This window comes from Paenibacillus piscarius (genome assembly GCF_022234545.1).
In the GTDB taxonomy this organism is placed as follows: Bacteria; Bacillota; Bacilli; order Paenibacillales; family Paenibacillaceae; genus Paenibacillus_AQ; species Paenibacillus_AQ piscarius.
Genome location: NZ_JAIEUI010000029.1, coordinates 55,416 through 67,028 on the forward strand (window position 1 = coordinate 55,416; position 11,613 = coordinate 67,028).

At 54.2% G+C, this 11,613-nt stretch carries 14 protein-coding genes and 1 pseudogene; 13 read left to right on the forward strand and 2 right to left on the reverse strand.

The window, feature by feature from the left end; translation table 11 throughout:
- Positions 1–35 precede the first annotated feature (35 nt).
- From K1558_RS29770 to K1558_RS29785, 4 genes are all read left to right on the forward strand, one after another.
- Entirely contained in the window at positions 36–1,292 is a 1,257-nt protein-coding gene (locus tag K1558_RS29770; RefSeq protein ID WP_238655607.1) for an acyltransferase family protein, read from the forward strand.
- Between the two features lie 83 nt (positions 1,293–1,375).
- Positions 1,376–2,242, forward strand: a complete 867-nt coding sequence (locus K1558_RS29775; protein ID WP_238655608.1) for an ABC transporter ATP-binding protein — start codon at positions 1,376–1,378, stop codon at positions 2,240–2,242.
- Positions 2,235–2,891, forward strand: a complete 657-nt coding sequence (locus tag K1558_RS29780; RefSeq protein WP_238655609.1) for an ABC-2 transporter permease — start codon at positions 2,235–2,237, stop codon at positions 2,889–2,891. Before K1558_RS29775 ends, K1558_RS29780 begins: the two co-directional genes overlap by 8 nt.
- Positions 2,888–3,253 carry a GntR family transcriptional regulator gene (locus tag K1558_RS29785; RefSeq protein WP_238655610.1) on the forward strand — a complete coding sequence of 122 codons (366 nt, stop codon included), beginning with the start codon at positions 2,888–2,890 and terminating at the stop codon, positions 3,251–3,253. Before K1558_RS29780 ends, K1558_RS29785 begins: the two co-directional genes overlap by 4 nt.
- Positions 3,254–3,342: 89 nt before the next feature.
- Here K1558_RS29785 and K1558_RS29790 read toward each other — a convergent pair whose 3' ends face one another.
- Positions 3,343–3,876, reverse strand: a complete 534-nt coding sequence (locus tag K1558_RS29790; protein ID WP_238655611.1) for a TetR/AcrR family transcriptional regulator — start codon at positions 3,874–3,876, stop codon at positions 3,343–3,345.
- A gap of 117 nt (positions 3,877–3,993) precedes the next feature.
- Here K1558_RS29790 and K1558_RS29795 point away from each other — a divergent pair, with 117 nt between their 5' ends.
- Positions 3,994–5,046, forward strand: a complete 1,053-nt coding sequence (locus K1558_RS29795; protein ID WP_238655612.1) for an SDR family oxidoreductase — start codon at positions 3,994–3,996, stop codon at positions 5,044–5,046.
- Between the two features lie 10 nt (positions 5,047–5,056).
- Here the strand turns inward: K1558_RS29795 and K1558_RS29800 are convergent, their stop codons facing one another.
- Positions 5,057–5,683 (reverse strand): pentapeptide repeat-containing protein, encoded by a 627-nt coding sequence (locus tag K1558_RS29800; RefSeq protein ID WP_238655613.1) that lies wholly within the window; start codon positions 5,681–5,683, stop codon positions 5,057–5,059.
- 104 nt (positions 5,684–5,787) lie between these two features.
- Between K1558_RS29800 and K1558_RS29805 the strand changes: the two genes are divergently transcribed.
- The 8 genes and pseudogenes from K1558_RS29805 (at position 5,788) to K1558_RS29840 (ending at position 11,407) form a co-directional block, all read left to right on the forward strand.
- Positions 5,788–6,264: a hypothetical protein gene (locus K1558_RS29805; RefSeq protein ID WP_238655614.1), complete on the forward strand. Its 477-nt coding sequence runs from the start codon at positions 5,788–5,790 to the stop codon at positions 6,262–6,264.
- 102 nt (positions 6,265–6,366) lie between these two features.
- Positions 6,367–6,975 carry a hypothetical protein gene (locus tag K1558_RS29810; RefSeq protein ID WP_238655615.1) on the forward strand — a complete coding sequence of 203 codons (609 nt, stop codon included), beginning with the start codon at positions 6,367–6,369 and terminating at the stop codon, positions 6,973–6,975.
- Positions 6,976–7,026: 51 nt separating this feature from the next.
- Entirely contained in the window at positions 7,027–7,563 is a 537-nt protein-coding gene (locus K1558_RS29815) for a hypothetical protein (RefSeq protein WP_238655616.1), read from the forward strand.
- A 33-nt stretch (positions 7,564–7,596) separates the two neighbouring features.
- Entirely contained in the window at positions 7,597–8,055 is a 459-nt protein-coding gene (locus K1558_RS29820) for an SMI1/KNR4 family protein (RefSeq protein ID WP_238655617.1), read from the forward strand.
- A 37-nt stretch (positions 8,056–8,092) separates the two neighbouring features.
- Positions 8,093–8,830: a hypothetical protein gene (locus K1558_RS29825; RefSeq protein ID WP_238655618.1), complete on the forward strand. Its 738-nt coding sequence runs from the start codon at positions 8,093–8,095 to the stop codon at positions 8,828–8,830.
- Between the two features lie 25 nt (positions 8,831–8,855).
- Positions 8,856–9,944 (forward strand): annotated as a pseudogene (locus tag K1558_RS29830) (ankyrin repeat domain-containing protein).
- A 17-nt stretch (positions 9,945–9,961) separates the two neighbouring features.
- On the forward strand, positions 9,962–10,912 hold the full coding sequence (locus K1558_RS29835; RefSeq protein WP_238655619.1) for a sigma-70 family RNA polymerase sigma factor: 951 nt from the start codon (positions 9,962–9,964) through the stop codon (positions 10,910–10,912).
- 75 nt (positions 10,913–10,987) lie between these two features.
- Complete coding sequence (locus K1558_RS29840; protein ID WP_238655620.1) at positions 10,988–11,407, forward strand: VOC family protein; 420 nt, start codon at positions 10,988–10,990, stop codon at positions 11,405–11,407.
- Positions 11,408–11,613: the final 206 nt, after the last annotated feature.

Below are 11,613 nucleotides of genomic sequence, written 5' to 3' on the forward strand. Positions count from 1 at the left end.
CAGGAATTCACTCATGAAATGAGGAATTTGAGCTGATGTCAACGATTCGTCTGGGCAATACCCGGCTAACAGGAGCGGATGGCGTTCGTGCGATCGCCTGCCTGTCAGTCATCCTGCATCACTTGTCGCAAAAGCTGATGCCCCCCGCACAAAAGCCCTGGGTACAGGAGCTGCAATCCGTGCTGCTGCTGGGAAACAGCGGGGTCAGTCTGTTTTTTCTGTTAAGCGGTTTCCTGCTGTCGTTCCCCTTCTGGAGTGCGTATCTCGATAACGGGCCGTATCCGAGCCTTCGGACGTACACTCTGCGCCGTGCCGCAAGAATTATGCCCGGCTTCTATGTATCCATGCTGGTCTGCCTGCTCCTGACCTGGAGGCTGGACATTCCTATGGAGTACTTAGGCCGGCGGATTGCCACAGCGTTCACCTTCACCTCAGGCTTCCACTACACCACGTTCTTCCTCTCCGACTTGAACGGACCGCTCTGGTCCATCAGCTTCGAGGTCTTCTGCTACATGCTTATGCCCCTCTTCATGGCTGTACTGTTCATGTTAGGCAAGCGACATTCATTTGGTAAGGCGCTCCTGTTCTGGGTCGCCGTATTTGGGTTGGTGCTGGCCGCCAATGCCCTCATTCACCAATGGTTTACACCAGGCGAGCAGGGCCGGGGCTGGGACTACGGCCAGGTCGGCGGCGCGAAATTCTGGATGCCGAACTACAACCCTGTTGGCTTCTTCGGCCATTTCACCATCGGCATTCTGGCCGCAGGCATCACGAATGCCTTGCTGCAGCATCAGCCCGCAGCGGATCGGCTCAGCAGGCTGGGCGTGTTCGATGCGGCCGCAGTGCTTGCACTGGGCCTTGCCGGTCTCCTGATCTGGCGGATGCGCCACGCGGGTGAATTCGACTTCAGTCTTCAGCAGCAGCCGTATCTGTTCCCGGTCTATGCCATGCTGTTCGGCATCGTGCTGTTCACCGCACCGTTTAGCCGGATGGCCGGGCGTGTACTGGACAACCGTTTCTTCCGGTTTACGGCGAAGGTATCTTTCGGCTTGTACATATGGCACTATCTGTTCATCACCTTGATCGAGAAGTACGGGCTTCAGGATTACCACTTTGCCGGGGTCAGGGATGTGTGGCGCTGGCTAGGGATCAGTCTTACCGTTGTAGCCATCTCTTACGCAGCCGCGACCCTCTCGTATTATCTCATCGAGCAGCCGTTCATTAACTGGTCCAAGGGCAAGCCGTTCTTCCGGCGCAAGCCGAAGGAGCAGCCTGCGGAGGCGGCAGCCTAACCTTCACCGGACCGTTGACTTTGTGAAATCCCCGTGATACATTGTGTATACACGGAATACACAATTTATTGGGGAGGGTTGTTATGCTGGCCTTGGATGTTAGACACTTGAATAAGAAATACCAGAACTTTCAGCTGAGGGATGTATCTTTTCAATTGGAGCAGGGGTATATTATGGGCTTCATCGGCGTGAATGGTGCTGGCAAAACAACGACGATCAAATCGATTCTAAATATGATTCAGATGGACAGCGGCGAGATCCATATTCTCGGCAAGAATATCGCGGAGCATGAAATGGAGCTCAAGCAGGAGATCGGCTGCGCCTTCGGTGACGTGAACTTCTATACCCGCAGCCGGATCAAGACGCTCACAGGCATCACGAAGAAGTTCTACAAGAACTGGAATGACGATACGTATTACAAATATCTGAGCCGGTTCAAGCTGGACGAGAACAAGAAGATCGCTGAGCTGTCTACCGGCATGAGGGTCAAATACAGCCTGACCCTTGCCCTGTCGCATGGCGCCAAGCTGCTGATTCTGGATGAGCCGACCAGCGGACTCGATCCGGTCTCCCGGGATGATCTGCTCGATATTTTCCAGGAGCTTATTGTCGGCGGCGAGATCAGCATTCTGTTCTCCACCCATATTACCTCCGACCTGGAGCGTTGTGCCGACTATATCACCTTCATTGAACAAGGACAGATTGTGGCCAGCGCCGAGAAGAACGAGTTGAAGGAATCCTACCGCCTAATCAGCGGGAGCGAAGCTGACCTTAGCAGGGTGAAGGACCGCTTAATTTCTTACAAAACCAATTCCTTCGGCTTCACCGGACTGATTCATGCCAACGATATCGATGCCTCCGTCACCCTTGATGCGGCCATCCCGAGTCTGGATGAGATTATGATTTATTTTGCCAAAAAAGAGGGTGTAAAGGAGGGTGTCTATGTATAATCTGGTATTGAAGGATTTGAAGTTAGGCGTCAATCCCTGGTTCTTCGTCCTGCCCTTCCTGATGGGGGGCCTCATGCTGATTCCCGGCTGGGTCTACTTCCTGGTGCCGCTGTACTTCTGCTTCATCACGGTACCGAATATGTTCGGCGGCTTCAAAAGCCAAAATGATCTGATGTTCAGCACCATGATGCCGGTGACCAAGACCGATATTGTGAAATCCAGGGTCACTGTACTTGTCATACTGGAGCTGATGCATCTGCTGTTCGCCATGATTGCCAGTATATTTACCTTCCGGTTATACCCGAATATGCAGTATATCTTCTTTGCACCGCATATGGGCTTCTGGGGATTGTGCTTCATTATGCTGGCGGTCTTCAATCTTATCTTTATCCCGATGTACTATAAGACGGCCTATAAGTATGGTGCAGCAACAACGGCTTCGACTATTGCTGCCATCCTATTCGCCACCGCGATCCAGTGGGCCGGTATCCAGAATGACTGGCTGCATAGCCTGTTCTACGGCTCCGGGCTTGATCGTACTGGCTTGCAGCTCTCCATGCTGGCCGGCGGCGTCCTGATCTTCATTGTCTGTAACCTGCTGGCCTACCGGATTGCGGTGAGACGATTCCTGAAAGTGGAGATCTTATGAATGTAACGATATCCAGCACCTCCGAGAAGCCGATCTACCAGCAGCTCTATGAACAGATCAGCGCGCAGATTCTCCAAGGGGAGCTGGAGAGCGGCTACTGTCTGCCGCCGATCCGCCAGGCCGCGCTGGAGCTGGGTGTCAGTGTCATCACGGTCAAGAAGGCATGGGAGGAGCTGGAGCGGAGCGGGCTGATCAACACGGTCACCGGCAAAGGCTGCTTTGTCGCCGAATTCACGCCGGAGGAGATGCTGCGGATCCGTAACGAGATGGTGCTCAAGCAGATGGGGAGCGATATTCAGTATTACAAGTCCTTCGGCCTTACGCTGGAGGAAGTGACCGCGCTGCTGGGGAAGATTTATTGAACTATAGTGACGGGATAGGAAAAGGCTCTTCACGATCCCTTGGGGGAAGGTGGAGAGCCTTTTGACATTACGGGCTTAATACCAAAGGATTATTTGTGAAAAAGCCGGATGAGCGCGGAGATCTCCTCAAGAGTCTCCTGCTGGCCGTTCTTGATCCACATGATCCAGATTTCAAATACACCGGCGCTCATGAAATGAATCCAATACTCCCGCCTCGCCCCGGTCCAATCCGGAAACGGAATCAGCTCATCATAAAACTGCGTAATATGGTGCTTAAAGATCTGATACAGCAGCCCTGTGAAATTACCTTCAATCGCCAGACGGAAATCAGCGGAGAAGCTGTGGAAAAAGCGGGTCAGATCCGCAATCTTTTGTTCATGATTCGGTTTGTGGGCAATTTTATAGAAGATGTCAGCGAACTTCGGCTCATAGTATCCGGTTACTACCTGCTCAAGGCTGTCATAATTGCGGTAGAAGGCCATCCGGCTGACGCCAGCTTTTCGGACGAGCTCCGAGATGGTCACCTCTGACAGCTTTTTCGTCTGCAGCAGCTCCAGCAGGGCAATCGTGATCCATTCTCTGGTATCTTTTTTGATTAATTGGGCGTGGTCGGTGGCTGCCATTACACTTCCTCCATTCTGTCACACATGCCTGTTAACGGCTTGATAGCGATAGGGTCCAGCCTTATTATAGGGTAAAACACGTTACAAGTGTAACGTCTACTGGAGGAGATACTTATTATGGCAGAGCTCAACAAGCCCGTAGTGCTGGTGACCGGAGGCTCAGGATTCATCGCGGTTCATATTATTGTGCAATTACTGGAGAAGAATTATCGTGTGCGGGCTACCCTCCGGTCGATGGGCAGACAGGATGAAGTGAAGGCCATGGTGTTGGCGGGCGGCGTGGCTAATATTAATATAGAGGACTTGTCGTTCGTAGAGGCTGATCTGACTTCGGATAAGAACTGGAATCAGGCGGTTAAGGAGGCGGATTACGTGATTCATGTCGCTTCTCCGACACCTAACCGGATATATAAAGACGAGAATGAGATGATTCAGCCGGCGCGTGAGGGGGTGCTGCGGGTGCTAAGGGCAGCGCGTAAGGCCGGGGTCAAACGGGTGGTTCTAACCTCAGCCTTCGGAGCCATTGGAGTGGGACATAAGCAGCACACAGGCCCTTATACTGAAGAGGACTGGTCCAATACAGAAGCGAATATCCATCCTTATCAAAAATCCAAAACCCTCGCTGAACGGGCAGCCTGGGAGTTTATCCGCCAGGAAGGCAGGGGGCTGGAGCTGTCCACAGTTAATCCCGTCGGTGTGATGGGACCCATTCTGGGAAAAGATTATTCTCACTCCAATGAAATTGTCCGCAACATGCTGGAGGGCAAGCTGAAGTCGGTCCCGAAGATTTATTCCGATTATGTGGATGTCCGGGATGTGGCAGCGCTGCATATTCTGGCTATGGTCCGGCCCGAGGCCAACGGCGAGCGGTTCATCGCTTCGAGTGCCGAGAATCTCTCCACGCTGGAGATCGCCGGGATTCTGCGGAAGCACCTGGGGCAGGATGCCGAACATGTGCCTACCAAAGAGCTCCCCAACCTGTTTGTCCGCGCTGCCGCGCTGTTCAATCCCCAGCTAAGAATGATAGCTACCCTTCTGGGCCAGGACATGTCAACGAGTAACGAGAAGGCCAAACGTCTGCTCGGATGGAACCCGCGCCCGGCTGAGGAGGCTATTATAGCAACGGGTGAGAGTATGCTGAGTATTATTAGAGAGATGAAGAGAAGATGAAATCAAATAGTCATCCCTCAAATTTAACATGGTCCAGTATCGTATTCCCCCACTCAGGAAGCAAGCGCGCCTCTCCCGCAAAGCGGCTTCCGGCGACCGAGCCGTTTTGAAACAATGCCCCCTGAAAGCTGCATTCCTCGAACCGGCAATACAACAATAAGGCACTGCGGAAGTTGGCGCCATCAAAGCAGCAGCGTGTGAAGAGTACATCATTTGCAATCACCTTGCTCAAGTTGCAGCCTGTAAAATCACAATCATGGAACTCCTTGCTGATTCTGGCGCCATTCAGCTTCGCTCCCCGGAAGGAGCAGTGATGGAAGGTATGAGTCACGAATCTGTTATCCAGCCTGACCCCGTCGAGGCAACAATGGGTAAGCGTTGAGGTGTTGGGACTTGCCGCATCCTCGAAGCGTGAATAAGAGAAATCAATATCCTCTAGAGTAAGGTACTGTATGTTCTCGGTCAGAGTCACACCCCGGTAATCCTTCAGTCCTGCCTCCGTCTGTCCATAAGGGGAGGCGGGAAAGGAGCGGTCTTTTTGATGGAGATTATGTTTACCTGAAATAGCGCCCAGACGCCGGTTCACTTCAGAGAGTTGGTCGTCCTGCCATCTGGTCACGAGGAATTTCTTATTCAAGGTAGCCCCTCCTTACATTATTTTGGTAAAATAAATGGAATCTAGTTTATATGCTAATATGCCAAGCCGCAATACACAAGCCATCAAAGGAGGCCGTCCATTCCGTGGGAAGATCGTTTGCAAATCTGCATATCAAGTCAGGTGACCTGGAGAAGACACTTCATGCCTTACAAGAGCTGACCAAGAAGCATGGCGCAGTATTGGGTTATCCCGATCCTGAAGCTCCAGAGCATAAGGCCGTTTTCTATGTAAGACAAAGTAATGAGGGCTGGATCAGCGTGCTTCACGATTATTTCGTATGGGGTACGGTGAAAAAGGCAGGCAGAACGTTGTCCGGGCTGCTGGAAGCGCCGGTGATGACGCTCGGATATATGAATGAGGAGATCTGCGAGCTGTCGTTCTTTGAGCAGGGGGAGATCCGGGCGGAACGAATCTTCTGTGAGCTGTGGACCCGGGAGGAATACGGGGAGCTCCGCGAAGAGCAAATAGATAACGATTACATCCGGCAGGGGCTCGGGATGGGCGCTGAAGAGTTCAGTGAATTCATCAGCCTGACGAGCCCGGAGCAAGCGGTGGAGTAGTTGTCCGGAATTACTGGAATGTCTCTGTGGAGTGATGCGGAATGGCTGCCGTATGAAGAGACGCTCAGAGCACACTTTGTTACGTATGAGTGGTAGAAGCAGATGCTAAAAAACAGCGGATTCTACAAGCAGCGCTTCTTCATCACGCCCGGAGAGCTTAAGAGAGTCGTAGAGCTTCTGGAGCGTGCGCAGGTGCATTACTATCTAACCAATCATACTCATACGGAACATGATCAGAACCAGGTGGTGGAGGCGTATCGCGCCTTCTATCAATACTATACAGCAGAGGAAAAAGAGAGCGGGGTGCGCCCTTTCTTCATTTATTCGATGCCGGTATTGCCGGATACGGAGAGCTTTGGTTTTTTTGCGAGAAATGAGGGGGTTTCTATTCCCTATCATGGGCAATGGGCCGAGCATGAGCTGCCCTGTATCCTGATCTCCTGCCCGAAGGGGCACCGCGTCAATGCTCAGGATGAGCAAGGGGAGTATTATCTCTATGAGGATGTCCGGGAGTACAAGCCGCTGAGCTATGCGTTGTTCAAGGAAATGACCGGCGCTATTCAAAAAATGACCAAGCCTCTCCGCTTCTCCGCGCAAGACCCGAAGGCGATGGAGGAACAGAAGACCTCTGTACGCATAAGCAGTGCTGCGGCTGAAGACTTAAGCAACTCGTGGATGGTCAGTCAATACGGGCTTGTGATCCAAGGGTAACCAGGGTCTAGCTGATGTATGGGGTTATTCGTGAAAGGGAGGGTGGCTAATATGCAACTGGGTTTTACGCTGGATACCCATGGGACATGTGTGGGTGTACTTAGAGATGAGTTGATGCCGTTAGAGGAACTGGCGGATACATGGGAGTTTCCTTATGCGATCTTTGTGGTGTTCCGGGTATTGCCTGAGAGCTATGGGCGGAGAACGTTTAGACGCTTTGACAGCGGGGATCATACCCTCTATCTCGATCTCAGCCTCAGCTATGAGATGTACCAGCGAATGTCCAAGAATGAGCAGCGCGAGGCCCTGGGTATTCACCTGTACAGCTATCTGGCAGAGTCCGTATCTAAATACACTAAGCATGCCGATAAAACCGCCCAGGCGGAGCTGCTGGAACAGCTGAAAAGCTGGATGCTGGCCAATAACTGGCTGGAAGGGAAAATTCATCAGGCACGCCTCCTCCTCTCCCGGGAGATGGGACTCCATGAGGTTAGCCGGACCTTGAAGCTGCCGCTGGAAGAGGTCGAGTATATTCTGCTGCGCATGAATGACGATGCGCCTGCTGCTGTTCATCCTGACAATCTATAATCCATCCCTTATCAGGGAGAGAGGAGACAACGTATGTATGAGCGTCTGACAGAGTTATTAAGCAAGCCTTCCCCGATCCGCTGGTTTCCGGGCCATGGGGCTGAGGAGAACTGGATTGCCGAAGCCGAGGAGGAATTAGGCTTCAAGCTGCCGCCGTCCTACCGCTGGTGGCTGATCCATTATGGGAATGGGAGCCTGGGGGACGGGCAAATTCTGACGCTGGTTGCTCCCGAGCATAGGGAGTATACCGATTGGGATCTGCTCTATCTCCTCAGGCTGAACCTGGCGGAGGATTGGTGGGTCAGCCGGTTCCCGCACCGGTTGGACCTGTTCGTGCCGGACAGCGATGAGCTGTATTACTTCGATACCTCTGCCCCCGATGAACAGGGAGAATTCCCGGTCATGCGTTATGACCTGATGAATGATCTGATTGAGGAATACGCCCCTACATTTGCCGGATTCCTGGAACAGCTGATCGACGAGCGAAAATAGCCATGAATGCGGCACAGGAAAACGGAGGGAATGATCAATGTATATTGTATCTGAGCCTGTAGGGCTGTCAGAGCATCAGAGGCAGCAGCTCGAAGCAGAGAAAACGGCCCTGTATCCGCCTGCGTACCTCCGGTTCTTGCAGCAGTATGGGGAAGGGACGTATCGCGGATGGATGAATGTGCAGCTGCCTGACCCCGGGGTGCTGCGGCCTTTTGCCGAATACGGGTTATGGGAGCATGATGCCGACAGTCCTATAACGGAGCAGCAGATCGGGGAGTGTACGGCTATCGGAACGACTGTGGACGGTGATTTCCTGGCGGTCCATCCCGGGGTGGACGGGCTGCTGTGGCTGCCCCGCCATGCGGAGCAGATTCAAGTGATCCCGCTGCCTTCCGGTGGACAGGAGGATGAAGGGGGCTACACCCTAATCCTGGACGGTATCTACCGCCAGATGTATGGGCGGAGCCAGGAGGAGAGTGTCTATTATGAGCCGTGGACCGGGACACGCCAGCATCTATTCCTGCGTATGCCGCCGGGAGCGGGGCAGATGATGCTCACGGAGCTGGCTGAACTGTGCCGGGCAGACCATCCGCCGGATCTCGTCATCGAGAATCCGTACATCTGCTACCTGTTCTACCGGGAGCTGGGCGGATATATCCGCTTGAATCTGGCTAACGGGCAGGAGGTAGCCGTCTTCTATGAGCAGGCAGCCGGGCAGGTATTCGCCAGGTTGAAGGAGTGGCTCTTGTCTAAGGGGGGCGAGCTGTATTCATAGGAGTGAAGAATAAGGAGGAGTGCGGATGATTGTCCTGAAGGACATAGGGAAGTTCGAGATGCTGCCGGAGCGGGCGATGCAGATCTATCAGGGGGATGTTCTGTCCTTGCAGGCTGCGATTGCTGCAGGCTGGGATATTGAAGCGGAGCTGGAGCTTAGCAAGCGGACCGCGATCAGCCCGCTAGACCTTGCGATTATTACACAGCAGACAGAGGTGGTGAAGCTGCTGGTGGAGCAAGGCGCGAACCTGAATGTACCTCAGAACCCCGCCTTCCTGCGGGCGGTCCGTTATGGCAAGGAGGGGATGGTCTGATATCTTGCTGCACAGGGCGCGAAGCTGGATCTGCTCAACCGGACGGGGTCGGGCGCTTATTCACAGGCCTACTACGGCAACAAGAAGAATATCCAGCTGATCCATGAGCTGGGTCTGGACATCCAGGTGCATGCAGGAGCCGTGCTGCGGCAAGCTGCCTCGGACCATGATCTGAAGACGCTTACCTATCTGCTGGACCAGGGAGTCGATATCAACTATAACAAGCCGGATATGGTCTATCCTTACGGGGCGACCCCGCTGACGGTGGCTGCCCGGATGGGGAATCTGAACATGGTCCGCTTCCTGGTGGAACGCGGTGCGGACATAATGATTGCGGAGAAAGACGGCGAGCGGCCGTATACGATTGCGGTCAGCAGCAAGCATACCGCCATGGCAGAATACCTGAAATCACTGGAACCGCCGGATGTTCATGATGTGGAGAACAAGAAATACGAGCTGGCCAAATATAAGCTGCCGGGCGATCTGGTCCAATTCCTTACAGGGGACGAGCTGCGCCTGACGCTTGCTCCCAATGAATATGACATCGGGTATATCGATTTCTTCAGCTTCACCGACACGGTAGAGATGAAGGCCGGCCGGCGCAAGCTGCTGCGCCTCTCCGCCGATATCGACAATTATTCTGCTCTGGTGCTGGTCTGGAATCCGCAGAAGAAGGGGCAGCTCGGCTGCTATGATGTGGAGCATCAGACGTATGCGGACCTGTGCAGCTTCCCGGCATTTCTTGCACAGCCTGAACGCTACCTCATACAGTTCATGGAGGGAGAGCTGGACGAATCATGATGGAGGAGGTGCCGAGAGTGGAATCTAACCATGAGGCCCCGGAAAGACTGGAGGAGCTGCGTGCTGAGCTTACCGGGTATTGTTACCGGATGATGGGCTCCATCTTCGAGGCGGAGGATGCCGTCCAGGATACCATGATCCGGGCCTGGAAGCATCAGGAGCAAATGAGACAGCAGGCCTCCCTCAGAGCATGGGTGTACCGGATTGCTACCAATGTCTGTCTTGACCGGCTAAGGAGTGCCAAGCGGCGGGCCTTGCCGATGGATCTCTCCGACCCGGCCGCTGTGGTTGCAGAGCCTAAGGAGACGCTGCCGCGGAATTCCTGGATCTGGCCGGCACCTGGATCTGTGGATGACCCGGCCCATATCCTGATCAGCCGGGAGACCCTCCGGCTGTCGTTCATTGCGCTGCTTCAGCTGCTGCCGCCCCGCCAGCGCGCCGTGCTGATTCTGCAGGAGGTGTTCCGGTGGTCGGCGGCTGAGACTGCCGGGGCACTGGAGATGACTGTGGCGGCGGTGAACAGTGCCATGCAGCGGGCACGGGCGACGATGGCCAAGGCACAGCTACGGTCTGAGACAGTGCAGCCTCATGATGATGAAGTGGACGAGGGACTGATTACCCGGTACGTGGAGGCTTTTGAGCAATACAATATTGATGCGTTGCTGGCCTTATTCCAGGAGAATGGCAGCCTGTCGATGCCGCCATTTACGATGTGGGTGCAGGGCAGTGCGGATCTCGCAGCCTTCTACCAGACTACACGCAGCCACTGCGTGGGTTCGCAGATGGTCCCTGTCCGGGTGAACGGCAATCGGCCCGCATTTGCCCAGTATGTTCCCTCGGGAGAAGGCGGATTGCTGGTTCCGTGGGCGATTCATGTGCTTGAGACGGGCGATGGCGGAATCGCGCATGTGCATCATTTTATAGACACTGAATTATTTATTCGCTTCGGATTGCCAGAGCACCGATGATTCTGCTGGCGCCGGTTCGTCTATACTAATGAATCACACAAGCGGGACCATTCCGAACTCAAGGAGGAACAATCAATGACAATCAAACTTACTCCCTACATCACCCTGGAGGGGCGCACGCAGGAGGCTATTCAGTTCTATGGACAGGTGATGGGGGCTGAAGTCCTCTCCCTCCTGACGTACGGTGATATGCCGGACCTCCCGGACACGTTCCCGGATGCGATGCGCAGCCTGGTGGCCCATGCCAAGGTGCAGGTGGGCGGCACGGAGCTGATGTTCTCGGATACTCCCGGCGGTACGCCGATTGAGAGCGGGAAGCGGGTAACAGTCTGCGTTACTACAGATAGTGTGGAGGAGTCGCGGAGAATTTTCGATGCCCTCCAGGAGGGCGGCCGTGTCAATATGCCGTTTCGGGAGGAGCCGTTCAGCCCCGGCTTCGGCGATCTGACCGACAAGTTCGGGGTGACCTTCCAGATCTATACCGAGCTTGGATAGAGTAGAGAAATAGTTGCGGAGAGGACTAATCATGAAGGCTGCACGCGATGAGCGTGCAGCTTATTTCGCTTTATGGGGAGTGCGTCTGCCCAAAGTAATCGAAAAACCGATCACATTCGGCGTTGCGCGGGCACGAGGGCCAAATGCGGTGCGACCCCCTTATCCCGGAGTCCTCCGTATACAATCGGTACTTGCCGTAACCTTGC

Bases quoted from the DNA above. Each gene is read 5' to 3' on its own strand.
- K1558_RS29770 (WP_238655607.1), top strand. From the start codon at position 36: ATGTCAACGATTCGTCTGGGCAATACCCGGCTAACAGGAGCGGATGGC.
- K1558_RS29775 (WP_238655608.1), top strand. From the start codon at position 1,376: ATGCTGGCCTTGGATGTTAGACACTTGAATAAGAAATACCAGAACTTT.
- K1558_RS29780 (WP_238655609.1), top strand. From the start codon at position 2,235: ATGTATAATCTGGTATTGAAGGATTTGAAGTTAGGCGTCAATCCCTGG.
- K1558_RS29785 (WP_238655610.1), top strand. From the start codon at position 2,888: ATGAATGTAACGATATCCAGCACCTCCGAGAAGCCGATCTACCAGCAG.
- K1558_RS29790 (WP_238655611.1), bottom strand. From the start codon at position 3,876: ATGGCAGCCACCGACCACGCCCAATTAATCAAAAAAGATACCAGAGAA.
- K1558_RS29795 (WP_238655612.1), top strand. From the start codon at position 3,994: ATGGCAGAGCTCAACAAGCCCGTAGTGCTGGTGACCGGAGGCTCAGGA.
- K1558_RS29810 (WP_238655615.1), top strand. From the start codon at position 6,367: ATGCTAAAAAACAGCGGATTCTACAAGCAGCGCTTCTTCATCACGCCC.
- K1558_RS29815 (WP_238655616.1), top strand. From the start codon at position 7,027: ATGCAACTGGGTTTTACGCTGGATACCCATGGGACATGTGTGGGTGTA.
- K1558_RS29820 (WP_238655617.1), top strand. From the start codon at position 7,597: ATGTATGAGCGTCTGACAGAGTTATTAAGCAAGCCTTCCCCGATCCGC.
- K1558_RS29825 (WP_238655618.1), top strand. From the start codon at position 8,093: ATGTATATTGTATCTGAGCCTGTAGGGCTGTCAGAGCATCAGAGGCAG.
- K1558_RS29840 (WP_238655620.1), top strand. From the start codon at position 10,988: ATGACAATCAAACTTACTCCCTACATCACCCTGGAGGGGCGCACGCAG.